The 23,232-nt window shown below is 66.7% G+C and carries 26 protein-coding genes; 21 read left to right on the forward strand and 5 right to left on the reverse strand.

The features are described from left to right. Window positions 1–194 precede the first annotated feature (194 nt). The 16 genes from WDC82_RS02360 to WDC82_RS02435 all read left to right on the forward strand — a co-directional run bounded on the left by WDC82_RS02360 (window position 195) and on the right by WDC82_RS02435 (window position 15,570). On the forward strand, window positions 195–2,645 hold the full coding sequence (locus tag WDC82_RS02360; protein WP_340115649.1) for a marine proteobacterial sortase target protein: 2,451 nt from the start codon (window positions 195–197) through the stop codon (window positions 2,643–2,645). Continuing rightward, window positions 2,638–3,357 carry a class GN sortase gene (locus tag WDC82_RS02365; RefSeq protein WP_340115650.1) on the forward strand — a complete coding sequence of 240 codons (720 nt, stop codon included), beginning with the start codon at window positions 2,638–2,640 and terminating at the stop codon, window positions 3,355–3,357. Before WDC82_RS02360 ends, WDC82_RS02365 begins: the two co-directional genes overlap by 8 nt. Next, on the forward strand, window positions 3,357–3,503 hold the full coding sequence (locus WDC82_RS02370; protein ID WP_340115651.1) for a hypothetical protein: 147 nt from the start codon (window positions 3,357–3,359) through the stop codon (window positions 3,501–3,503). Before WDC82_RS02365 ends, WDC82_RS02370 begins: the two co-directional genes overlap by 1 nt. Window positions 3,504–3,599: 96 nt before the next feature. Further along, window positions 3,600–5,765 (forward strand): excinuclease ABC subunit UvrB, encoded by a 2,166-nt coding sequence (gene uvrB / locus WDC82_RS02375; RefSeq protein ID WP_340115652.1) that lies wholly within the window; start codon window positions 3,600–3,602, stop codon window positions 5,763–5,765. A 46-nt stretch (window positions 5,766–5,811) separates the two neighbouring features. Then, window positions 5,812–6,258, forward strand: a complete 447-nt coding sequence (locus WDC82_RS02380) for a YaiI/YqxD family protein (protein ID WP_370661537.1) — start codon at window positions 5,812–5,814, stop codon at window positions 6,256–6,258. Window positions 6,259–6,465: 207 nt separating this feature from the next. Beyond that, window positions 6,466–6,897 carry a peptide-methionine (R)-S-oxide reductase MsrB gene (gene msrB / locus WDC82_RS02385; RefSeq protein WP_340115653.1) on the forward strand — a complete coding sequence of 144 codons (432 nt, stop codon included), beginning with the start codon at window positions 6,466–6,468 and terminating at the stop codon, window positions 6,895–6,897. Window positions 6,898–7,086: 189 nt separating this feature from the next. Further along, complete coding sequence (locus WDC82_RS02390; RefSeq protein WP_340115654.1) at window positions 7,087–8,136, forward strand: calcium/sodium antiporter; 1,050 nt, start codon at window positions 7,087–7,089, stop codon at window positions 8,134–8,136. An 80-nt stretch (window positions 8,137–8,216) separates the two neighbouring features. Further along, window positions 8,217–8,633, forward strand: a complete 417-nt coding sequence (locus WDC82_RS02395; RefSeq protein WP_340115655.1) for a dihydroneopterin aldolase — start codon at window positions 8,217–8,219, stop codon at window positions 8,631–8,633. A 584-nt stretch (window positions 8,634–9,217) separates the two neighbouring features. Next, window positions 9,218–11,134, forward strand: coding sequence for an excinuclease ABC subunit UvrC (gene uvrC, locus WDC82_RS02400; RefSeq protein ID WP_370661538.1), 1,917 nt, complete (start codon window positions 9,218–9,220; stop codon window positions 11,132–11,134). A gap of 155 nt (window positions 11,135–11,289) precedes the next feature. Continuing rightward, window positions 11,290–11,862 carry a CDP-diacylglycerol--glycerol-3-phosphate 3-phosphatidyltransferase gene (pgsA, locus tag WDC82_RS02405; protein ID WP_340115656.1) on the forward strand — a complete coding sequence of 191 codons (573 nt, stop codon included), beginning with the start codon at window positions 11,290–11,292 and terminating at the stop codon, window positions 11,860–11,862. 11 nt (window positions 11,863–11,873) lie between these two features. Further along, window positions 11,874–12,398, forward strand: a complete 525-nt coding sequence (gene mobB, locus WDC82_RS02410; protein ID WP_340116943.1) for a molybdopterin-guanine dinucleotide biosynthesis protein B — start codon at window positions 11,874–11,876, stop codon at window positions 12,396–12,398. Further along, window positions 12,398–13,666: a gephyrin-like molybdotransferase Glp gene (gene glp / locus WDC82_RS02415; protein ID WP_340115657.1), complete on the forward strand. Its 1,269-nt coding sequence runs from the start codon at window positions 12,398–12,400 to the stop codon at window positions 13,664–13,666. The genes mobB and glp overlap by 1 nt, the downstream gene beginning before the upstream one ends. A 166-nt stretch (window positions 13,667–13,832) precedes the next feature. Beyond that, window positions 13,833–14,084 carry a molybdopterin converting factor subunit 1 gene (gene moaD / locus WDC82_RS02420; RefSeq protein ID WP_340115658.1) on the forward strand — a complete coding sequence of 84 codons (252 nt, stop codon included), beginning with the start codon at window positions 13,833–13,835 and terminating at the stop codon, window positions 14,082–14,084. 131 nt (window positions 14,085–14,215) lie between these two features. Next, window positions 14,216–14,689 carry a molybdopterin synthase catalytic subunit MoaE gene (gene moaE / locus WDC82_RS02425; RefSeq protein WP_340115659.1) on the forward strand — a complete coding sequence of 158 codons (474 nt, stop codon included), beginning with the start codon at window positions 14,216–14,218 and terminating at the stop codon, window positions 14,687–14,689. A 327-nt stretch (window positions 14,690–15,016) separates the two neighbouring features. Further along, a complete protein-coding gene (locus WDC82_RS02430) occupies window positions 15,017–15,289 on the forward strand; it encodes a ribbon-helix-helix protein, CopG family (protein WP_340115660.1) in 273 nt (90 codons plus the stop codon). After that, window positions 15,277–15,570, forward strand: a complete 294-nt coding sequence (locus WDC82_RS02435; RefSeq protein ID WP_340115661.1) for a type II toxin-antitoxin system RelE/ParE family toxin — start codon at window positions 15,277–15,279, stop codon at window positions 15,568–15,570. Before WDC82_RS02430 ends, WDC82_RS02435 begins: the two co-directional genes overlap by 13 nt. 72 nt (window positions 15,571–15,642) lie before the next feature. Here WDC82_RS02435 and WDC82_RS02440 read toward each other — a convergent pair whose 3' ends face one another. The 3 genes from WDC82_RS02440 to WDC82_RS02450 all read right to left on the reverse strand — a co-directional run bounded on the left by WDC82_RS02440 (window position 15,643) and on the right by WDC82_RS02450 (window position 17,558). Further along, window positions 15,643–16,038, reverse strand: coding sequence for a hypothetical protein (locus WDC82_RS02440; RefSeq protein WP_340115662.1), 396 nt, complete (start codon window positions 16,036–16,038; stop codon window positions 15,643–15,645). Between the two features lie 35 nt (window positions 16,039–16,073). Then, window positions 16,074–16,574, reverse strand: a complete 501-nt coding sequence (locus WDC82_RS02445) for a GreA/GreB family elongation factor (protein ID WP_340115663.1) — start codon at window positions 16,572–16,574, stop codon at window positions 16,074–16,076. 90 nt (window positions 16,575–16,664) lie between these two features. Continuing rightward, window positions 16,665–17,558, reverse strand: a complete 894-nt coding sequence (locus tag WDC82_RS02450; RefSeq protein ID WP_340115664.1) for a branched-chain amino acid aminotransferase — start codon at window positions 17,556–17,558, stop codon at window positions 16,665–16,667. Window positions 17,559–17,839: 281 nt separating this feature from the next. Between WDC82_RS02450 and WDC82_RS02455 the strand changes: the two genes are divergently transcribed. From WDC82_RS02455 to WDC82_RS02470, 4 genes are all read left to right on the forward strand, one after another. Beyond that, window positions 17,840–18,412 carry a MarR family transcriptional regulator gene (locus tag WDC82_RS02455; protein ID WP_340115665.1) on the forward strand — a complete coding sequence of 191 codons (573 nt, stop codon included), beginning with the start codon at window positions 17,840–17,842 and terminating at the stop codon, window positions 18,410–18,412. Between the two features lie 67 nt (window positions 18,413–18,479). After that, on the forward strand, window positions 18,480–19,205 hold the full coding sequence (locus tag WDC82_RS02460; protein ID WP_340115666.1) for a response regulator: 726 nt from the start codon (window positions 18,480–18,482) through the stop codon (window positions 19,203–19,205). Between the two features lie 45 nt (window positions 19,206–19,250). Then, a complete protein-coding gene (locus tag WDC82_RS02465; RefSeq protein ID WP_340115667.1) occupies window positions 19,251–20,603 on the forward strand; it encodes an ATP-binding protein in 1,353 nt (450 codons plus the stop codon). Window positions 20,604–20,806: 203 nt separating this feature from the next. Then, window positions 20,807–21,589 carry a hypothetical protein gene (locus WDC82_RS02470; RefSeq protein WP_340115668.1) on the forward strand — a complete coding sequence of 261 codons (783 nt, stop codon included), beginning with the start codon at window positions 20,807–20,809 and terminating at the stop codon, window positions 21,587–21,589. A 61-nt stretch (window positions 21,590–21,650) separates the two neighbouring features. Here the strand turns inward: WDC82_RS02470 and WDC82_RS02475 are convergent, their stop codons facing one another. Then, window positions 21,651–22,022 (reverse strand): tRNA-binding protein, encoded by a 372-nt coding sequence (locus WDC82_RS02475; protein WP_340115669.1) that lies wholly within the window; start codon window positions 22,020–22,022, stop codon window positions 21,651–21,653. A 344-nt stretch (window positions 22,023–22,366) separates the two neighbouring features. Between WDC82_RS02475 and WDC82_RS02480 the strand changes: the two genes are divergently transcribed. Further along, entirely contained in the window at window positions 22,367–22,711 is a 345-nt protein-coding gene (locus tag WDC82_RS02480; RefSeq protein ID WP_340115670.1) for a hypothetical protein, read from the forward strand. A 24-nt stretch (window positions 22,712–22,735) separates the two neighbouring features. Here WDC82_RS02480 and WDC82_RS02485 read toward each other — a convergent pair whose 3' ends face one another. After that, window positions 22,736–23,218 carry a MarR family transcriptional regulator gene (locus tag WDC82_RS02485; RefSeq protein WP_340115671.1) on the reverse strand — a complete coding sequence of 161 codons (483 nt, stop codon included), beginning with the start codon at window positions 23,216–23,218 and terminating at the stop codon, window positions 22,736–22,738. Window positions 23,219–23,232 lie beyond the last annotated feature (14 nt).

Raw genomic sequence — 23,232 nt, forward strand, 5'->3', positions numbered from 1 at the left:
GGGCCGCAATCCCCAGGATTCTCAGTCAGTCGCCGCCAATTGGCGGGCGCCCTGCCCCAAAAGCTTCGCAAAGCATCTTGGAATCGCCGCAATCCCGGTCCGCTGTTGCCATGCTGGGCGGGCCTCATGGTCGCCATCCGAAAGCGCCCGCGCCGCGCGCGCGACTGGTCCGATGAAAAACCCGGGGGATAACCATGCGACACGACCCGTTGCCTTTGCCAACCCGCCACCTCGGCCTCGATGCCGTCATCCCGCCCCGCCTGGGCCGCGCCCACTGGCGCAGCCTCACCGTCATGGCGGCCGCCCTGGCACTGGTTCTGGTGGTCATGCTGGGCAGCCTGGCGGCCCGCGCCGAGGCCCCCCTTACACGGGCCCAGGCGGCAGCGGATGACGGCCCCATCGGCCTGTTCTTCCGCGCCGGCCCGGACGGTAGCGTGCTGCAGGCGCCGACCCTGAAGACCGCCGTCGACCTGGAGGTGAACGGCATGGTCGCCCGCGCCACGGTGCGCCAGGTCTTCCACAATCCGACGGGGCGCTGGCTGGAAGGGATCTACGTCTTCCCGCTGCCCGAACGCTCCGCCGTCGACCGCCTGACCATGGTGATCGGCGAGCGCCGGGTCGAAGGCCGCATCATGGAGAAGGCCGAAGCCGAGCGCGCCTACAAGGAAGCCGCCGCCAACGGCCAGCGCGCCAGCCTGGTGAGCGGCGAGCGCCCCAACGTCTTCGTCACCGCCGTCGCCAACATCGGCCCCGGCGAGGACATCACGGTGGAGATCGGCTTCCAGGACGCCGTCACCTACGACAACGGCGTCTTCGCCCTGCGCTTCCCCATGGTGGTGGCGCCGCGCTACACCCCGGCGCCGGACGACGCGGAGGTCGCGGAGGCCCCCGCCCGCACCCCCGGCCCGTCGCCGGCTGTCGTGCGGACCGCCGAGGACGCGCCGCGCGACCTCTTCGGCCCCGTCAACACCGACAGGCTCGACACCGACCCCGAGACCGCCAACCCGCTGTCGCTCACCCTGCATCTTAACGCCGGCATGCCGCTCGCCGGCCTGCGCAGCCTCTACCACCCGGTGGTCATCCAGTCCGACGGCGAGGGCCGCCAGACCATGACCCTGAAAGCGGACGCAGTGCCGGCCGACCGCGACTTCGTGGTCGAGTGGCAGCCCGCACCGAGCGCGGAACCGCGCGCCGCGGTCTTCGCCGAGCAGGCCGGCGCCGACGCCCACCTGCTGGTCATGATGATGCCGCCGTCCGGCGAGTCCAACGCCGCCGAGTCCCAAGCCGGCGAGTCCAAAGCCGGCGCGCCGGCGCCGCTGTCGAGCCCCGCCCTGCCGCGCGAGGTGATCTTCGTCATCGACACCTCCGGCTCCATGCACGGCGCCTCCATCGACCAGGCTAAAACCGCGTTGATCACCGCCCTGAAGCGCCTGAACCCGGAAGACCGTTTCAACGTCATCCAGTTCAACAACCAGACCCACGCCCTCTTCCCGCATCCCGCCGCCGCCAGCGTCGGCAACGTGGCGCAGGCCTGGCACTACGTGAGCGCGCTGGAGGCCGACGGCGGCACCGAGATGCTGCCGGCGCTCGACCTGTCGCTCGACAATCAGTCCCACGACGGCTTCCTGCGCCAGGTGGTCTTCATCACCGACGCGGCGGTCGGCAACGAGGACGAACTGTTCCGTCACGTCGCCGAAAAGCTCGGCGACAGCCGTCTCTTCACCGTCGGCATCGGCTCGGCACCCAACAGCTACTTCATGCGCAAGGCGGCCGAACTGGGCCGCGGCAGCTTCACCTATATCGGCGACCTGGGCGAGGTGGAGACGCGCATGAGCGCGCTGCTGGCCAAGCTGGAGCAGCCGGCGCTGACCGACATCCGCGTCGGCTGGCCGCTTTCGGCGGGCAAGCGCATCGAGCTCTACCCGACCCCGCTGCCCGACCTCTACGCCGGCGAGCCGGTCACCTTCGCCGTGCGGCTCGAGGGCGTCGATCTCGACAAGCTGGATGGCCAACTGCTGGTCACCGGCAACGCGGCCGAAGGTTCCTGGCAGCAACGCGTGGCGCTGACCGGCCTGACGAACGCGCCCGGTGTCGCCGCGCTGTGGGCGCGCGCCAAGCTGACGCAGATCGAGGACGGGCTCTACCGCGTGCAGGACAACGACATCGACCGCACGGCGATCCGCGCCGAGGCGCTGGCGCTGGCCCTCGATCACCAGTTGGTCACCCGCTACACCTCCCTTGTCGCCATCGACGAAGCCGTGGCGCGCCCGCGGGACGAAGACCTGCAGAGCGGCGAGGTCGCCCGCGACCTGCCTGCCGGCTGGGACGCCGGCAAGGTGTTCGGCGACGCGGCGATCGATCCCACGGCCGACCCCGCGGCGACACAACAGGGGGCGATCCCCACGCCGGTGCCTTTTGCCCAGACTCCCCTGGAGGTTGCCGAGGAAGCGTCCATGCGCCGCGTCACCCTGCCAGCGCCGCTGCTGCAGCAGGCCCGCGCCGACGGCGCCGCGGTCAGCCTGCCGCAGACGGCGACCCCGGCCGAGCGCATGGCCGTTGTCGGGAGCGCCTACCTGCTGCTGGCGCTGGCGCTGATCCTGCTGGTGATGCACCGCCGGCGCCGTGCGGGGGATCCGCGTGGCTAAGGCTTTCACCCTCAGCCGGATGGCCCAGAACCGGGTTCTGGTCGGCCTCGCCCTGCTGTCGCTGGCCCTCGGCCTGTGGCAGCTCGGCGGGGCCGCCGCCATCCACGGCAAGGCCTGGCTGGCCCAGCGCCTGCTCGACCGCGCCTGGAGCGCGACGCTGGCCGGCGGCGAAGAAGTGAAGCCCTGGCCCTGGGCCGATACCTGGCCGGTGGCGCGCCTGAAAGTGCCCGACCTGGACGTCGATCTCTATGTCCTGGCGGGGGCGAGCGGGCGCACCCTCGCCTTCGGCCCCGCCGTGGTGCCGGGCACCGAGGGCCTCAACCACCGCATTTTCAGCGGCCACCGCGATACCCATTTCGCCTTCCTGCGCGATCTCGCCGACGGCGCCCGCTTCAGCCTGCAGGGCCGCGACGGGAGATGGCGCGACTACGGGGTGCGCGGCCACCAGGTGCTCGACCTGCGTCATCCGGTGACGGCGCAGCGAGCGCAAGGGGCGGAACTGGTGACCCTGGTCACCTGTTGGCCCTTCGACGCCGTCGACCCGGGCGGGCCGCTGCGCTACGCGGTGACGGCGCAAGCCCTGGCCGAAACCGAGAAGACTCCCGAAGACACCACGACGAGCCCGCCGCTTGGGGAAGCGGCGTTCCTGCAACCGGCGTCCGGGGGGACGCCACTTGGAGACGGTGCCCCCCTTGGTGCCCCTGCGCTGTAATGCTGTTTGACCCCGCCCAGTTCACCACCCACCAGCCCCTCGCCCGCGGCTCCGCGCTGCGCCGCTGGCTGACGCGGCTCTGCCTTTGCGTCTGTCTTGCCGTGGGTGCCGGTGCCGCCCTGCTGCTGTTTGCGCCCCTGCTGTGATTTTTCTTCGCTCCTGACACACAGGTGACAGGAGCCAGCGGGACGCCCCGGCCCTCCCCCCTGGCAACGGCGGGGGTGAAGCGCATATAAAGGGGCATGTCGAACCCGGCCACCGCCCCCTTTCCGGTCAAACCGGTCAACGTGCCCCTGGGCACGCCCTTCCGCATCGACTCCGATTACAGGCCGGCGGGCGACCAGCCGCAGGCGATCGCCGAGCTGACCGCGGGACTGAAGCAGGGCGAACGCGACCAGGTGCTGCTGGGCGTGACCGGCTCCGGCAAGACCTTCACCGCCGCCCAGGTCATCACCGAGGTCCAGCGCCCTGCGCTGGTGCTGGCGCCGAACAAGACCCTGGCCGCCCAGCTCTATGCCGAGATGAAGTCGTTCTTCCCCGACAACGCGGTGGAGTACTTCGTCTCCTACTACGACTACTACCAGCCGGAAGCCTACGTCCCGCGCAGCGATACCTATATCGAGAAGGAAAGCTCGATCAACGAGCAGATTGACCGCATGCGCCACTCGGCGACGCGCGCCCTCTTCGAGCGGCGCGACGTGGTGATCGTCGCCTCGGTCTCCTGCATCTACGGCATCGGCTCGCCGGAAACCTACGCCACCATGACGGTGGAGGTGAAAGCGGGCCAGGAGGTCAACCGCGCCGAGCTGCTGAAGAAACTGGTCGAGCTGCAGTACAAGCGCAACGACACTGCCTTCCAGCGCGGCGCCTTCCGCGTGCGCGGCGACACCATCGACATCTTCCCGGCCCACTACGAGGACCGCGCCTGGCGCCTGACCCTGTTCGGCGACGAAGTAGAGAGCATCAACGAGTTCGATCCGCTGTCCGGCGACAAGACCGGCTCGCTGGATGCCATAAAGGTCTATGCCAACAGCCACTACGTGACGCCGCGCCCGACGCTGCAGCAGGCGGTGAAGCTGATCAAGCAGGACCTTAAGGTCCAACTCGACGTCTTCACCCAGCAGGGCAAGCTCTTGGAGGCCCAGCGGCTGGAGCAGCGCACCATGTTCGACATCGAGATGATCGAGGCGACGGGCTCCTGCGCCGGCATCGAGAACTACTCGCGCTATCTGACCGGCCGCAAGCCGGGTGAGCCGCCGCCGACCCTTTTCGAGTACCTGCCGGAAGACTCCCTGCTGTTCGTTGATGAGAGCCACGTCACCGTCGGCCAGCTGAACGGCATGTTCCGCGGCGACTACGCGCGCAAGTCGACCCTGTCGGAGTTCGGCTTCCGTCTGCCGTCATGCATCGACAACCGCCCGCTGAAGTTCGAGGAGTGGGAGCAGATGCGCCCACAGACGGTCTACGTCTCGGCGACGCCCGGTGACTGGGAACTGCAGCAGACCGGCGGCGTCTTCGTCGAGCAGATCATCCGCCCCACCGGCCTGATCGATCCGCTGTGCATCATCCGCCCAACCGAAAGCCAGGTCGACGATCTGATCGCCGAGTGCCGCGACGTCGCCGCGAAAGGCATGCGCACCCTGGTGACCACGCTGACCAAGCGCATGGCCGAGGACCTCACCGAGTACCTGCACGAGGCGGGTCTCAAGGTGCGCTACATCCACTCCGACGTCGATACGCTGGAGCGCATCGAGATCATTCGCGACTTGCGGCTCGGCGTGTTCGACGTGCTGGTGGGCATCAACCTGTTGCGCGAGGGCCTGGACATCCCCGAATGCGCCCTGGTCTGCATCCTGGATGCCGACAAGGAAGGCTTCCTGCGCTCCACCCGCTCGCTGATCCAGACCATCGGCCGGGCGGCGCGCAACGTCGACGGGCGCGTCGTGCTCTATGCCGACAAGATGACCGACAGCCTGATGGCGGCGCTGGAGGAGACCAACCGCCGCCGCGAGAGACAGCAGGCTTTCAATGCCGCCAACGGCATCACCCCGGAATCCATCAAGCGGCGGATCGCCGATATCCTGGAGAGCGTCTACGAGCGCGACCACGTGACGGTGAAGACCGGCGATGCCGAGGCCATGCACCTGGTCGGCCACAACCTGCAGGCCTACATCGCCGACCTGGAAAAGCGCATGCGCGAGGCCGCCGCCGACCTGGAGTTCGAGGAAGCGGCACGCCTGCGCGACGAGATCAAGCGCCTGCAGGATCACGACCTCGGCCTCGACAAGCCCGGCATGCCGACAGGCCAGGGTGGCGGGGCCGGCGGCTTCGCCGACCGCATCGCCCAGGCCGGCGCCGCCAGCAAGTCGCGCAAGGGTAAAGGCAAGTACCGTGGCAAGCGACGCTAGGGTTCCGCCGGCGAGCGACAAGGCGGTGGGCACCATCCCAGGCACGATATACGTGGACGCCGATGCCTGCCCGGTGAAGCAGGAGATCTACAAGGTCGCCGAGCGCCACGGCTGGACCGTGCAGGTGGTCGCCAACGACATCATCGCCCTGCCGGTGCACCCCCTGATCAAGCGCGTGGTCGTGGGCGGCGGCTTCGATGCCGCCGACGACTGGATCGCCGAGCGTGCCGGGCCCGGCGATGTGGTCATCACCGCCGATATTCCCCTGGCCGCACGCTGCGTGAAGGCGGGCGCGGCGGTGCTGGCGCACAACGGCAAGGGCTTTTCCGACCGCTCCATCGGCATGGCGCTCGCCAGCCGCAACCTCATGGCCGAACTGCGCGAGGCCGGCCAGGTGACCGGCGGACCCAAGCCGTTCTCGCAGCGCGACCGCTCCGCCTTCCTCTCGGCCCTCCACGAGACTCTGGAGAACCTGAAGCGGCCGAAGAGCTGAAGTTGCGCTCGACCTCCATCGTCAAATTTAGTTCGTTTGATTATAATTTCACATTGAAGCGCCGAATCTACGCTTAAAGTCCTGCAGCCCGGCACGCGATCATCGACCTGTGACTTGCCAATCTCCCTCACCGCGCCGAAATAGTCGGAAGTCCGGCAAGCGTATGGCCCCTAATCGGCACCCCGCCCGGCAGAAGGAGGTCTCTCGATGACTGCGAAAGTGAAGAAAAGCCGCGAGGAATTGCGGCAAAGCCTGAGCCCCGAGGAATATCACGTCACCCAGGAGGGCGGCACGGAGCGCGCCTTCACCGGCCGCTACCACGACAGCAAGACGCCGGGCACCTATCGCTGCGTGGTCTGTGGCGAGCCTCTGTTCTCCTCCGAAACCAAGTTCGACTCCGGGACCGGATGGCCGTCGTTCTACCAGCCGGTGAGCGAGCAGGCGGTGGCGACCAAGGAGGACCGCAAGCTGTGGATGCGCCGCACCGAGGTGCTCTGCGCAGCCTGCGACGCCCATCTGGGCCACGTATTTCCCGACGGGCCGCAACCGACCGGCCTGCGCTATTGCATGAACTCGGCAGCCCTGAAACTTCAACCAGCGGCTGCCGGCGACAGCGGCAAGAAGGACGAAAAAGCGTAGGCCCGCCGCGCGGCGTCCGGGGCTTTCCGCCCTCGGCGCCGCTTTCTGCCATTGAAAAATCCGCCGGGGGTCGACATCTAAGCCGTGCTTGGCCATTGTGCCGCTCGTAGCGGCGGACAGCCGGCCCCGCCCACGGGGGTCTGGCGTCTGCCGCCTTTATGTTGCAACCGCCCTGGTACCCCGTCCCACATGACAGCCCTCGCATTCCTGCAAGCCGGAGGTGGTCTCGCGCTGCTGTTTGTCGGGGGTGAGGTGCTGCTGCGCGGGGCCGTCGGCCTGTCTCTGCGCTTCGGCCTGTCGCCGCTGCTCATCGGCCTGACCGTGGTCGCCATGGCGACCTCCATGCCGGAACTGGTGGTTACCGTCACCGCCGGCCTGCAAGGCGCGACCGACATCGGGGTCGGCAACGTGGTCGGCTCCAACATCGCCAACATCCTGCTGATTCTCGGCCTCGCGGCCCTGCTCTGCCCCATCGAACGCGAGCCAAAGCGCATCCTGCGCGACACCATGGCCATGGTCGCGGCCACTGCCGTGTTCATTCTGCTGGCCTGCTTCCAGACCCTCACTTTCGTCCACGGCGCCGTCATGATCCTGCTGATGGGCGGCTACCTGGTAATGAGCTACGTCATCGAGCGGCGCGGCGGCAACGACACCGAGACCGGCCTGGAGGCAATCGAGGAGGCCGGCGCGACGCCGAAGTCGGTATGGATTGCTGCCGCCCTCATCGTTGGCGGCATCATTGCGCTGGCCGGCGGCTCGGAGCTGCTGGTGCGCGGCGCCACAACCATCGCACGGGCGGCGGGCGTGTCGGAGACCGTCATCGGCCTGACCCTGGTCGCCGTCGGCACCTCGCTGCCGGAGCTGGCCACCGCCATCATCGCGGCCATGCGCGGCCACACGGAAGTGGCCCTGGGCAACGTGCTGGGCTCCAACATCTTCAACATCCTGCTGATTCTCGGCGCGCTCTTCATGATCACCCCGGTGACCGTGGCCCCGGAGGTGCTGAATTTCGACATCTGGGTGCTGGCGGCGGTGACCCTGCTGGCGGTGCCGGTGATGCTGACCGGCCGGCATATCACCCGCATCGAGGGGGCCGTCTTCGTGCTGCTCTATCTGGCCTTTGTCTGGTACCAGTTCGACCCGCACAAGCAGGCTTCCTTCGATGCACCCCATGGCGCTGCCGCAACAGCGCCAGCAAGCGGCGCTCCGGCGGTTGAGACCGCGCCGGCACGGCCCTAGGATGCCTTCCTCATCCTGTTCCTGAGAACCGCAGCCGCCGCCGCGCACTCGGCGCGGGCCGGTCAAAGCGAGAGTCCCCGATGTCCATCACTGAGCCCCGCCAGACCGGCGACCGCGTAAAGTCCGACGTGCTGTCGCAGCGCATCCTGATCCGCGACCTGACGCTGTCCTGCAGCATCGGGGTCAGCGACGAGGAGCGCGCCCGGCGCCAGCGCCTGCGCATCAACGTCGAACTCCTGGTCGACTACCCGCCGCCGGTGCGCGACACCATTACCGAAGTGGTCGACTACGGCCGTCTCGCCAAGGCCGTGCGCAACCACTGCCTCGGCACCACCTTCCGCCTCCTGGAAACTCTGGCGGAGGAACTGTCGGATGTCTGTTTCGGCTTTCCGCCGGTCAGCGAGACCAGGGTGCGCATCGAGAAATTGGACCGCTACGCGGATATCGGTGGTATCGGCGTCGAGATTGCGCGCCGAAGGCGAAGCGGCCAGGCCTAGCCGGACCACGCTAAGCCTTTGCAGCAGAAGCCAATCCGGCGCCGCGGATACCGAGTTGTACACAGGGCTCTCGCAGCCGCCAAAAACACCCGAGAGTCGATGACAGAATTGCGACGTTAGCGTTAACTTTAATCTTGACTTGGTTTTTCATACTAGAAATCAATGACCTAACTACTTTTGCCTAAATAATAGGCAGATTAATAAAAATGTAGAATTTCCTAAGAAGCGCCTTGTGGAGGTCCTGGATAGCCACAGTTTTATCCACAGGTTTGGTGGATAGAATCGACCCCTCTCTTTGGCAATCCCGGGTGCGGACTGCTGCCGGTCTTGGGCACCGCATTCATGGGGCGGTCAGGGCGGCCTCCGTGGCGGCAGGCGGCGATTGACCGGGCAGGCGGCGATTGCTTTGCTTGCTGAACAGCTTATCAGCACGACTCGACACCTCAGCCCGATTCCAGAGCCGCAAGACCCGGACCCTGTTCCCCCGCATGACGAAAGCCCCGAAACGATCCTCCGCCGCGCGCCTCCGCGCCAGAAGCGCTCTCAAGGATCCTTCCGCCGGCGGCAAGCGCTCCGCCATGGGCATGGAGGAGGATCCGGCCGAACCCTTCATCACGGAAGGCGAGGACGTCGATCTCTCCGGGCTGGGCGAGGGTCTGGCGCGCGGCGTGACGGTCATCGCCGACACAGTGAAGACTCTCTCGTCCAGCCCCGGCGTCTACCGCATGCTGAACCGCAAGGGTGACGCGGTCTACGTCGGCAAGGCGCGCAGTCTGAAGCGGCGGGTGACGAATTATACCCAGATCGCCAAGCTGCCGCGCCGCCTGCAGCGCATGGTGGCCGAGACCGTGGCCATGGAGGTCGTCGAGACCCACACCGAGGTCGAGGCCCTGCTGCTGGAGAGCAACCTCATCAAGCGCCTGATGCCGCGCTACAATGTGCTGCTGCGCGACGACAAGTCCTTTCCCTACATCCTGCTGACCGCCGACCACGCCATCCCGCAGATCACCAAGCATCGCGGCGCCCACACCCGCGAGGGTGACTACTTCGGCCCCTTCGCCTCGGCCGGCGCGGTGAACCGCACTATCACCGCGCTGGAGCGCGCCTTCCTGCTGCGCTCCTGCAGCGACGGGGTGTTCTCGGTGCGCACGCGGCCCTGCCTGATGTACCAGATCAAGCGCTGTTCGGCGCCCTGCGTGGAGCGCATCTCGGCGCCTGACTACCGCGACCTCGTCACCCAGGCGCGCAAGTTCCTCACCGGCAATTCCCAGGAGGTGCAGCAGCAGCTGGCCGCCAAGATGGAGGACGCGGCGGGGCACCTCGACTTCGAGACCGCCGCCGTCTACCGCGACCGCATCCGCGCGCTTTCGCAGATTCAGGCGCACCAGGACATCAATATCGAGGGGGTCGACAACGCCGACGTCATCGCCGCGCACGAGGAAGGCGGCCAGATCTGCATCCAGGTGTTCTTCTTCCGGGCCGGGCGCAACTACGGCAACCGGGCCTATTTCCCCAGCCACGACAGGAGCCTGACCATCGAGGAGGTGCTGGGCGCCTTCGTTGCCCAGTTCTACGACAACAAGCCGGTGCCGCGTCTCGTGCTGCTGAGCCACGGCCTGGAGGAACAGGCCCTCATCGCCGAGGCCTTGTCGATGAAGGCCGAGGCGAAGGTGGAGCTGACCCGCCCGCAGCGCGGCGCCAAGCGCAAGCTGGTGGAGAACGCCCTGCACAATGCCCGGGAAGCGCTGGCCCGGCGCCTGGCGGAGAGCAGCAGCCAGCGCAAGCTGCTCGAACAGGTGGCGGAGATCTTCGGCCTGGACTCCACACCCGAGCGCATCGAGGTCTACGACAACAGCCACACCCAGGGCGGCGAGCCCTACGGCTGCATGATCGTGGCCGGGCCCGAGGGCTTCCGCAAGAATGCCTACCGCAAGTTCAAGATCAAGGACCCCGAGACCGAGGCCGGTGACGACTACGCCATGATGCGCGAGGTGCTGACCCGGCGCTTCCAGCGCAGCCTGAAGGAAGATCCGGAACGCAGCGGCGGCCAATGGCCGGACCTGGTGCTGCTGGACGGCGGTCAGGGCCAGCTGGCGGTGGGCGCCGAAGTGTTGGCCGACCTGGGATTGAGCGACCTGCCGATCGCCGCCATCGCCAAGGGCCCGGACCGCGACGCCGGGCGCGAGCGCATCTTCCTGCCCGGCAAACCGTCCTTCATGCTGCAGCCGCGCGACCCGGCGCTTTACTTCCTCCAGCGCCTGCGCGACGAGGCACACCGCTTCGCCATCGGCACCCACCGGGCCGGCCGCTCCAAGGCACGCCTCCGCTCGGCCCTCGACGAGGTTCCGGGCATCGGCGCCAGGCGCAAGAAAGCCCTGCTGCTGCACTTCGGCGCCGCCCGGGCCGTCGCCCGCGCCGGCCTCGCCGACCTGGAAGCGGTGGAAGGCATTTCCAAGACGGTCGCCCGCAAGATTTATGACCACTTTCACCGGGATGGCTGACAGACCGGAAGGTTGAGCTTTTAGGGCGATTTTCCGCCCTTGAGGCCTGCCCACCCCCCTGGGTCGCGCCGGGCTGCTATGATACAAGAGGTTTGGAAACGGGAGGTCCGCGGCACCGGCGGCGGGCAGCTCTTCAGGAGGAAGAACCGGGACCCATGCTGACCAGCCTGCCCAACATTCTGACGCTGTCGCGCATCGCGGCGATTCCGCTGCTGCTGGCACTGATCTACGTGGACACGCCGTTCTATCGCTGGATCGCCTTCGCCGGCTACGTCATGGCCTGCGTCACTGACTACTTCGACGGCTACCTCGCCCGCCACATGAACCAGATCTCGCCGTTGGGCCGTTTCCTCGATCCCATCGCCGACAAGCTGCTGGTGGCCACCCTGATCGTCATGCTTGTCGCCACCCAGGAGATCGCCGGCCTCGCCGTGATCCCGGCCATCATCATCCTGGCCCGCGAGATCCTGGTCTCCGGCCTGCGCGAGTACCTCGCGGAGATCAAGGTTTCGGTGCCGGTCACCGGGCTCGCCAAGTGGAAGACCGCCATTCAGATGGTGGCGCTCGGCTTCCTCATCGTCGGCGACGCCGGCCCGGCCGTCCTGCAGGTCTCCCTGATCGGCGAGATCGGCCTGTGGATCGCCGGCATCCTCACCGCCGTCACCGGCTACGACTACACGGCGCGCGGCCTGAAGCACATGGTCGGTCAGGAGAACGCCGGCCGATGAGCGAAGGTAGTATGAAGGTCATCGGCCTCGCCGGCTGGAGCGGCAGCGGCAAGACCACGCTCATTGTTCAATTGATTCCGGCCCTGGTGCGCCGCGGCCTCAAGGTGTCGACCATGAAGCACGCCCATCACGCCTTCGACGTCGACAAGCCCGGCAAGGATTCCTTCGAGCACCGCGCCGCCGGCGCGACCGAGGTGATGATCGGGTCGGGCAGGCGCTGGGCGCTGATGCACGAGCTGCGCGACGAGGCCGAACCCGACAGCCGCAACCTGATGCAGCACATGACCCAGGTCGACCTGCTGATCATCGAAGGCTGGAAGGCCGAGGGCCACGAAAAGATCGAGATCCACCGCCCCGCCCACGGCAAGCCCCTGATTCAGCCGGACGACCCCAAGGTGGTCGCCGTGGCCAGCGACGCGGACCTGTCCGGCTTGCCGGTGCCGCGCCTCGACCTGAACGACGTCGAGGCCATCGCCGACTTCATCGTCGCGCACTGCGGCCTCGCCGAAAGGGCGCGAAAGGGCGCCGCCGAGTAATGGCGCAGCTCAGCGACGACTGCTTCGCCCAGGGCGGCCCGCTGATGCGTGTCGACGAGGCGCGCCGGTTGCTGTCAGACACCATCGTGCCGGTGACCGCCAGCGAGCCCGTGGCCTTGCACGACGCCCTCGGACGCATCCTCGCCGAAGACATCGTCTCGCCGGTCGACATCCCGCCGGCGCCGAACTCGGCCGTCGACGGCTACGCGGTTTTCCACGCCGACCTCGACCCGGACGGCAATACCCGCTTGCCGGTCTCCGGCCGCGTCACCGCCGGCCAGATGAAGCTGCCCGAAGCAACGCGCGGCAGCGCGATCCGCATCTTCACCGGCGCGCGGCTTCCCGCCGGTGAGAAGGGCGGCCCCGACACCGTGATGATGCAGGAAGACTGCGAGATTGACGGCGATCATGTCGTCGTCCGCCCCGGCATCAAGAAGGGCGCCAATGCGCGCGAGATCGGCGAGGACGTGAAGGCGGGCAGCGTCGTACTGCACAAGGGGCAGAAGTTGCGCCCACAGGATGTCGGCCAGGCCGCCGCCGTCGGCCGCCGCGAGGTTCTGGTATCCCGCCGCTTGAAGGTCGGGCTGTTCTCCACCGGCGACGAACTGCGCGAGCCGGGCAGCGACCTCGAGCCCGGCGCGATCTACGATTCCAACCGCTACACGATCCACGCGCTGCTCACGGGGCTCGGCTGCGCGGTCGACGACCTCGGTATCCTGCCGGACAAGTTTGATGTCGTGCGCGCAGCACTCGACGAGGCCAGGGGCAGGCACGATCTGCTGGTGACCTCCGGCGGCGTTTCCGTCGGCGAGGAGGACCACGTGAAGTCCGCCGTCGAGGCGCTGGGCAAGCTGCACCTCTGGCGCCTGGCGGTGAAGCCGGGCCGCCCCATCGCCCTCGGCCAGGTCGGCCGCGTCCCCTTCGTCGGCCTGCCCGGCAACCCGGTCGCCGTGGTGGTCACCTTCCTCACCATCGTGCGCCCGCTGATCCTGCGCCTCATGGGCGGCAAGGATGCGCCGCCGCATACCTTCCGCGTGCGCGCCGGCTTCGACCACAAGAAGAAGAAGGACCGCCGCGAGTGGGTGCGCGCGCATCTAGTCGAGGATGCGTCCGGCGGCCTCACAGCGGAAAAATTCCCGCGCGACGGCGCCGGCATCCTCTCCTCCCTGGTCGCCGCCGACGGCCTCATCGAACTGCCCGAGGACTTGACCCGCCTGGAGGCCGGCGCGATGGTCGAATTCCTGCCCTTCAGCGAAGTGGCGCAGTAGCTATATTGGAAGGGTGGCCCATCCTTCGAGACGCTTGCTTCGCAAGCTCCTCAGGACGAGGTCAGAGATAAGGATAGAGCCTCACCCTGAGGAGACGCTAAAAGCGCCGTCTCGAAGGGCGAGGCGGGCCGCAGGGCCCGATGGCAAGCCTTAGGAAAGAGTGACCGTGAAACTGCTGTATTTCGCCTGGCTGAAGACCAAGACCGGCATGGCCGAGGAGGACGTGGCGCTGCCCGAGGGCGTCGCCACGGTCGGCGAGTTGCTGAGCTGGCTGGAAGGGCGCGGGGCCAACTTCGCCGACGCGCTTTCCGACCGCGGCGCCATCCGCGTCGCCGTGAACCAGAGCTATGCCAAGCCCGGCGATCCCGTCGGGCCCAACGACGAGGTCGCCCTCTTCCCGCCGGTGACGGGAGGCTGACTCTTGTTCTCGCTGCGCTCGATTTCCGGCTCCGGCCCGCTCCCCCTCCCGGCCACCCATAGGATACTACCGTGGGGTGGCCGGGAGGGGGAGCGGGCCGGAGCCGCCCTTCCCGAAGGCAAGCATAAGCAATGAGCATCCGCGTCCAGGCAGAAGACTTCGATGTCGGCCAGCAAATGGCCAGGCTCACCGACGGCAATCATGCCATCGGCGGCGTTGCCGTCTTCGTCGGCCTGGTGCGCGATCTGGCGGGTGGCAGCGAAATCTCCGCCATGACGCTGGAACACTACCCGGCGATGACCGAGAAGATGCTGGCCGAGATCGAGGCAGAAGCGAAAGAACGCTGGCCGCTGGAGGCGAGCCTCATCATCCACCGCTACGGCCGCCTGGAGCCCGGTGATCAGATTGTGATGGTCGCCACCGCCTCCGCCCACCGCCAGGCCGCCTTCGAAGCCTGCGAATTCCTCATGGACTGGCTGAAGACCAAGGCCCCCTTCTGGAAGCTGGAAGAGACCGAAGAGGGCGCCCAGTGGGTCGACGCCCGCGACAGCGACGACACCGCCGCCGCCCGCTGGGTCAAGAAGGACCCCGACGCGGCGGAATGAAGAGCGCACCCGCCTGAGAGCCCAAACCGACAAATTCTACGACAAGTACCGGACAACGGTTATCGTTTCGGGCACCAATCGCTTCTATGTCGTGGCAAACTGGGTTTCTATCGAAGAAAACCAGCTCGATATCTACGAAACGCCTTATGGAAGCATCGGTTGGCTTCGTAAAGGCTTCGATGCCGCGCCAAAGGAATAGTCGGCCTCACTTAGCCGAGCTCCTTCGCCTCACCCCCAGGCCCTGTCGCCGGATTGGCAGCCATGGACAGCCCCGCAAAGGGCGCCTAGTATTGAAAGGTAATACCTGGCAATAACGGAACCTCCCCGATGGCCACCTCGGTCAAGCTCGATGTGGAACTTGCGGACCGCCTGAAGCGCCTGGCCGGGCGCCGTCAACGCTCGCCGCACGCGCTGATGCGCGAGGCGATCCGCGAGTACGTCGAGCGCGAGGAAGCCCGCGAGCGCTTCAAGGAGGAGGCGCTGGCTTCCTGGACCGCCTTTCAGGAGACCGGGCGGCACCTCAGCGGCGACGAACTGCGCGACTGGCTGGAGACCTGGGGTAGTGACGCGGAGACGGAAACCCCCGATTGCCACGAGTAGTCGTTACCGAAGGGGCAGCACGGGGGCTGGAAATCAGTCGAGGGTTCCTGGCGCAGAAGAACCCGGAGGCGGCCCGCCGCGCGGCGCAAGCCATTCTCCGGCAATTCGAATTGCTGGAACACCACCCGGCCATGGGCAGGCCGCTGGACGACGTTGCAGACCTGCGGGAACTCCTCATTCCTTTCGGCGATTCAGGCTATGTGGCGCTCGATCGCTACGAAGCCTCCCATGACGCCATCTACATTCTCGCTTTTCGACATCAGAAAGAAGCCGGCTACTGACCGCCACCCGCTGAGTGAAGGAAGCCCCCGACGTGGCGGAGTAGGACACCCTGGCCGATCGAAGCGTGGCGGCTAGAAGGCTTCGACAATCAAATCGACAGACCGACCTTTGACCTCAAGCCGGAAACTATCAGCAACCTTTGCCGCCCCCACTTCCATCACGAACCCGCGTCCGTCGCCGCCGAGGTTCATAACGTCGATGTCGCCAACGTCCTTGTATTCGTCCATTGCAGGATTCCACTGCGGATCGTGACGCGCTGAAGGGAGACCGCTCACCTGTTGGGGTCCGCTGACGGAAAGACGTGCCGTCTTGTAGCAGCCGACATGCTTCTTCTCATCGAAGGGCTCAAACAGCGGGTGATCGCGCCGTAAATGAACATCAACGTAAAGGACCAGCAGGTCGTCCGTCTTTTCCCAGCCCAGCAGCCAGGAATCCTCCCACCAGATCTCGTCGAGTTGGTCGATCATCAGGCGAGCGCCTGAATCCAGGTAGAAACGGCGGCCTACCCCTCGTACTTGATCGCCATGACCTCCAACTCCTGGTCGCCGGCTGGGCGTTTCCAGGTGATGCTGTCGCCGACCTCGGCGCCGTCGAGGGCGCGGGCCAGCGGCGAGACGTAGGAGACCTTGCCGTTCTGCGGCTCGGCCTCGTCCTCGCCGACGATCTGGTAGTCGTGCGGCTTGCCGTCCTCGTCCTCGACCGTCACCACGGCGCCGAAGGCGACCTTGTCGCGCGGCTGCTTAGCGGGGTCGACCAGGATCGCCGTGCGCAAGCGTTCCTCCCAGTAGCGGACCTCCTGCTCGACGCGCGGCAGGTGCGACTGGCTGGACAGTTCGGTGCCGTGCTCCTTCAGCTTCGCGCGCTCGGCCTCGTACTGCTTCACCTTGTCGCGCAGCATCTGAAGCCCCGCCGGGGTGACGAAGTTGGGATGCTCGCTGACCGGCAGGTCGACCTTCTCTTCCGGCGTACCGGCGTCGTCTTCCTTCACGAAAGCACGGGACATCGAGGAGTCTCCTTAATTCCCTAAAAATAAAAAAACCGGGCGGCGCCTCCGTTGCGCCGCCCGGTCTTCTTAGGACCGATGTCTGCGGCGCTAGGCGGCGCTGGCCGCCGCGTGCTTGCGCACGAGGGCGTCGTAATCGTTCACCAGGTTGCGGGTGATCTCACCCGCCTGAAACGTGTAATTGTCGATCTCGGCCACCGGAGTCACCTCCACCGCGGTACCCGTTAGGAAAACTTCCTGTGTCTTCCCGAGTTCCTCCGGCTTGATCGCCCGCTCGATCACCTCGTAGCCGCGCCGCTTGGCGAGGTCGATGACCGTACGGCGGGTGATCCCGTCGAGGAAGCAGTCCGGCGTCGGCGTGTGGATCTTGCCGTCCTGCACCAGGAACACGTTGGCACCGGTCGCCTCCGCGATCAAGCCGCGGTAATCGAGCATGAGGGCGTCATTGTAGCCCTTGCCCTCGGCCGAATGCTTGGAAAGCGTGCAGATCATGTACAGGCCGGCGGCCTTGGAGCGGCAAGGCGCGGTTTCCGGCGACGGGCGCTTCCAGTCGGCGATGGTCATGCGGATGCCCTTCATACGGGCCTCCGGCGTGAAATAGGCTGGCCACTGCCAGGCGGCGACGGCGACGTGGATCTTCGTCTGCTGGGCGGAGACGGCCATCATCTCGCTGCCGCGCCAGGCGACCGGACGCAGGTAGCCGTCCGAAATGCCGTTGGCCTCCAGCACCGCCATGGCCGCCGCGTCGATCTCCTGGCGGCTGTAGGGCACGTTGAAGCCCAAAAGCTTGCCCGACGCGATCAGACGGTCGTGGTGCTCCTCCATCTTGAAGATGCGCCCGGCGTAGGAACGCTCTCCTTCGAACACACAGGACCCATAGTGCAGGCCGTGGCTCAGCACGTGCAGCTTGGCGTCGCGCCACGGGCGCAGCTCGCCATTGTACCAGATGACGCCGTCGCGGTCGTCGAAGGGAATGATGGACATGGTCGTTTCGTCCCTAAACCTCAGTTATCTATCGCCCCCGCCTTAAGCTTCGCCGGAGCCTTATAGATCGTTGCAATGAGCGGCCCAATCCCCCACAAAATGGGGCCACCGTCCGCTCCCCCTATCATCCCAGGAGAGCCCTGAATTCAGCCCGGAACCTTACGGAATATCCGTCAGCAAGGCTAACCAATCAGAGATTTTTTTCCGTTAATAGTTCCGATTTGATACTTTCGATCAAATATTGCTATATCTATGTAACAAGATTAGGCAGATATGTCAACATGGCTGACGTAAAAGGTGGTCCCAATCCCCTCTTCCTGCGCGAGGAGGAATTGCGCCAGGCGATGGAGCTGCTGTTCTTCGCCTACCGCGACTTCACCGGCGAGCCGGACCAGATCCTGGCGGACTACGGCTTCGGGCGCGCCCACCACCGGGTCATCTACTTCGTCGGCCGCAATCCCGGCATCACCGTGTCCGAGCTGCTGGCCATCCTGCGCATCACCAAGCAGTCGCTCTCGCGGGTGCTCAGCCAGCTGGTGCAGGACGGCTTCATCACCCAGCGTCCCGGCCTGCACGACCGCCGCCAGCGCCTCCTGGAACTGACCGACAAGGGCCGCGAGCTGGAGCACAAGCTGACGGAGCAGCAGCGCATCCGCATCGCCCGCGCCTACCGCGCCGCCGGCGCCGAGGCGGTAGAGGGTTTCCGCACGGTGCTCATCAACATCATCGACGAGGCCGACCGCGCCCGCTTCGAGCGTCCCGAGGCACCGGCCAAGGGGCTTGCCCCGAAAAGCCTGGCGGGCAAGCCGGCGCCAGCCAAGCCGTCGCTCTCGAAGTCAGCCGTCCGCCGTTGAGGCAGCGGCGCCAACACGGCCATCTGTCGCTGGCGGGGCCTGTCGGCCCGGCCTATACTCCGGCCCCATGAGCCAGCCCGCGAGTCAGCCAGCCAGCGATCACGCCGTGGCGGAACAGCCGCACATCCTGGTCATCGACGACGATACGCGCCTGCGCGACCTGCTGCAGCGCTATCTCAGCGAGCAGGGCTTCCGCGTCACCACCGCCGCCGACGCCGCCGACGCGCGCGCGAAGCTCACGTCCATCGCCTTTGACCTGCTGGTGCTCGACATCATGATGCCCGGCGAGACGGGCCTGCAGCTGACCGAGACGCTGCGCCGCGACAACGCCGTGCCGATCCTGCTACTGACCGCCATGAACGAGACGGAGAACCGCATCGCCGGATTCGAGTGCGGCGCCGACGACTACCTGCCCAAGCCTTTCGAACCGCGCGAACTGGTGCTGCGCATCAACGCCATCCTGCGCCGCGTGCCGCCGCCGCCCACGGCGCTGCCGCCGCGCAAGGTGGTGTTCGGCAAGTTCTGCTTCGACCTGGAGCGCGAGGAGCTCACCAAGGCCGGTGCCCTCGTGCGGCTGACCACGGCCGAGGCCTCGCTGCTCAAGGCACTGGCCCAGCGCGCCGGCGAGCCGATCACCCGCGACGACCTGGGTGAGGAAAGCATGTTCAGCGGCAACGCGCGAACCATCGACGTGCAGGTGACGCGGCTGCGCCGCAAGATCGAGGACGACCCCAAGTTCCCCCGCTACCTGCAGACCGTGCGCGGCACCGGCTACGTGCTGATGCCCGACTGATGCAGTCCTGACGCCCGTGCTCCCTCCCCGACGGTTGCTGTCGCGATGATCACTCCGCCCGATCCGCTCTATCCGCACGGCGGACCCGGACCGGTCCGCCGCTTCCTGCCACGCTCCCTGCTCGGCCGCTCGCTGCTGATCATCATCACGCCGCTCATCCTCATGCAGGTGATCTCCACCTGGGTGTTCTACGACCGCCACTACAACACCATCACCAAGCGCCTGGCACAGGGCCTGGCCGGCGACGTCGCCGCGGTAACGACCCTGCTGATGCGCGATCCATCGGTCGAGCAGCATCGTGAAGTCTTCAACATCGCGCGCAACACCATGCAGCTGCGGCTCACCCTGCTGGAAGGCAACGAGCTCCCGCAGCTGGCCCGGCCGCGGGTGCGCACGGTCGTAGAATTGCGGCTGGAGGACGCCCTGCAGGAGCGCCTCGGCCTGCCGTTCGTGATCGATGCCCGCTCGATCGAGGACCGTGTCGAAATTCTGGTGCAGCTGCCCCAGGGCGTGCTGCGGGTGCTGGTGACCGACGAACGGCTGTTTTCCTCCACCACCTACATCTTCATCTCCTGGACCATCGGCAGTTCTGTCCTGCTGTTCGGCATCGCCGTCATCTTCATGCGCAACCAGGTAAAGCCGATCCGCCGCCTGGCGCGGGCGGCGGAAAGTTTCGGCAAGGGTCGGGAGGTGCAGGACTTCAAGCCGGAGGGCGCAACCGAGGTGCGCCAGGCCGCGGCCGCCTTCATCAACATGCGCGACCGCATCCAGCGCCAGATCCAGCAACGCACCGAGATGCTGGCCGGCGTCAGCCACGACCTGCGCACGCCGCTGACGCGCATGAAGTTGCAGCTGGAGATGCTGACCGACGTGCCCGACGTGAAATACCTCCAGTCCGATGTTGCCGAGATGGAGCACATGGTCGAGGGCTATCTGGCCTTTGCCCGCGGCGAGGGCCAGGAGACGCCGGCCCCCACCGATCTGGGCGTGTTGCTGCGCGACGTGGTCGCCCAGATGACACGCGACGGCCGCGCCGTTGACCTGCATGTCGAGCAGGATCTCATCCTGCCGCTGCGCCGCGAGGGGATGCGGCGCTGCCTGACCAACCTGATCGCAAACGCCCAGCGCCACGGCACCCAGGTGGCGGTGCGCGCCGGCCGGCGCAAGCACGCGGTGGAGGTGACCGTCGACGACGACGGCCCGGGCATTCCGCCGGCGCGCCACGAAGATGTCTTCAAGCCCTTCTTCCGCCTCGACCAATCGCGCAATCCGGCGACCGGCGGCATCGGCCTGGGCCTGACCATCGCGCGGGATGTGGCGCGCAGTCACGGCGGCGACGTGGCTCTGGAGAGCGCGCCCGGCGGCGGCCTGCGCGTGCGGGTCTGGCTGCCCGTCTGAGCCGCCCTCCGTCCTTCTCGCACCCGCCCGAGAACTTCACCGGGTGTCGGCACCGCCCCCGTCTCTCGGCTCGGTTGCAGGACCGCCCCTTCCGGAGGCCGCCGCCCCGGCGGGCGTTTATACAGCCTTAACCCTTGTGCGGCTAAGCTGCGGCGTTCCAGTTTGCGACAAAAATACCGGAAAAGTAGGTAACGGAGAGGGCAATGGCCGTCACGCATGGGTTGATTTCCGAAGAAGAGGTAGACTCGCAGATCGAGAGCGAGGTGATCGACGAGGCGCGCGACCTTGTCAGCAACCTCGAACTGCGCGTCCAGCAGGTCAAGAACGGCGTCCTCAATCCGAAGGAAGCAGCCAAACTGCTTGCCCAGGAGTCGGCCAACCTGCGCATGAAGGCGCGCGCGGTGAACCTGACCGGTTTCGGGCCGCTGACCCACCGCCTCGACGAGTATCTGAGCGAAATCGACTCCGTCGATGCCAAGCACGCCGACAACCTGATCGCCTTCGCCGACCGCATCTCCGCGGTCCTGGACGGCGAGAAGGTGACCGTCGAAAAGGTCGCCGAGGTGCTGCGCGAGCTGCCGCATCAGAGCACCTTCAATGTCGAAGACGTGACGGTGATGGACAAGGAGGTGACCCTGGTGCTGCCGCAGCGCTCGGCGGCCAAGGTCGTCGGCCGCGAGTTGGCCGCCTGCGGCTACCGCGTCTCCAACGTGCTGAATCCGATCGAGGCGCTGGAGCTGATCCTCGAGACCAAGCCGGACCTCGTGATCACCGCCCAGGTCATGCCGCGCATGAGCGGCGTTGATCTGGCCTGCGCGCTGGCCGCGATGCCGGCGACCAAATCGATTCCCGTTGCGCTGCTGACCAGCCTGAACCCGGACCATCCGGACCTACGCGCGTTGCCGATGAACGTCGGCCTGATCCGCCGCGGCGCCCAGTTCGGCGACGACCTCGCCGACGTGCTGCAGCGCTTCAAGATCACCTGATTTGTATCACCTGTGCATTTCGGAAGGGCCGCCCCGCAAAGGCGGCCCTTTCTGATTCGGGCTAGTACAGCCGGCCGCCGTTGGGCACCGGCTGGTCGGCGGTGACCAGCACCACCTCGCCCTCGGCATCGGGAAAGCCGAGCACCAGCACCTCCGACATGAACTTGCCGATCTGGCGCGGCGGAAAATTCACCACCGCGGCGACCTGCTTGCCGACCAGGTGGCCGGGGTCGTAATGCACGGTGATCTGGGCGGAGGACTTCTTCACGCCGATCTCCTCGCCCAGGTCGACCCACAGCTTGATCGCCGGGCGGCGCGCTTCGGGGAACGGCTGGGCATCGATGATGGTGCCGACCCGCACATCGACCTTGGCGAAGTCCTCGAAGCTGATCTCGGCGCTAACGCCGCCTTTGCCGTCCTGCTGTACCGCCATCGCCTGAGACGTCCCCTGCTTCTTCAATCCTGCCGTTAGTCGACGGCGGCGAAACTATCACCGCCGCGGCGGTGCGGGCAAGGCGGCGAGCCTGTTTCCCCCCAAACCGCCGGCCGTCTTTCCCCCGCGGAACAAATCTTAACTTGTCGTAAAAACGACCGACTGTCGCTTTTTGACAACTCATGCCTCGTGCTGTAGGGTCCCGTTCCCTGACAACAGCCGGCGCCGATGGCGCCCGGAGGCCCCCGATTACCGTCTCTCGCGAAGAACTCGATTTCGTTGTCCCGGCGCGCGCGCCACGCACAGCCAATCCGAAGCGCCGCAAGCAACTGGTCGACCGCCGCATGGACGACCTGCGCCGAATTTTCCTGGCCGGCCTCGATCACCAGATCGGCCTGGCCCACGACCCGGACTATCGCTATCCAAGCCATGTCTTCGTCGAGGAAAACGGCGAGACCGTAAAGCAGATCACCTACAAGCACCCCGAGCCCTGGTGGTTCGAGGAGAACGGCGCCCTGTTCGTACGGCTGAACTTCGGCGAGCGCACCATGCAGATCCCCGGCAAGAATCCGGTGATCCGCGTCGGCAAGAAGAGCGACCTGCTCTCCACCCTGGAAGCGCTGCACATCCTGGTCGACAACCGGGAAATGGACGACGTCATAGAGAAGATGGTGGTGGTCAGCCGCTAAGGGGGCGCCCGAGTGCGGCCCCCTTCAGTGCTGCTCACGGTCTATGGCGCCGACGTCGAGCACCGGCGCGGCGTCGATCGTCTCGGCATCCAGCAGCGCGGCGACGCGCTCCAGTCCGGCGACCAGCATGGCCTGCTCCCACGAGGCCAGATTCTCGAAGCGATCCCTGAACTTCTCCTGCAGGCCATCCGGTGCGGCCGCCAGCTTCTCGCGGCCCTCCTCGGTCAGCGACAGCCACACCTGGCGGCGGTCGGAGTCGCCGCGCTGACGGTGCACCAGTCCGCGCGCTTCCAGCTTGTGCAGCAGGCTGGTGGTGGTCGCCTGGGTAATGCCCATGTGGGCGGCGATCTGGCCTGCGGTGGTTTCGCCGTGCTCGTCGAGCACCTGCAGCAGAAGCAGCTGCGAGGCCGTCAGCCCGGTGTCCCGCGCCAGCTTGCGCGCATAGTTCTCCGTCGCGCGCAGGATTTGCCGCATCGCCGACAGGGCCTGCTGGGAGCGCCGCTGCATGTCGTCTTCCCTGT

Origin of the sequence: Pelagibius sp. 7325 (assembly GCF_037652055.1) — a bacterium.
GTDB lineage: Bacteria > Pseudomonadota > Alphaproteobacteria > Kiloniellales > Kiloniellaceae > Pelagibius.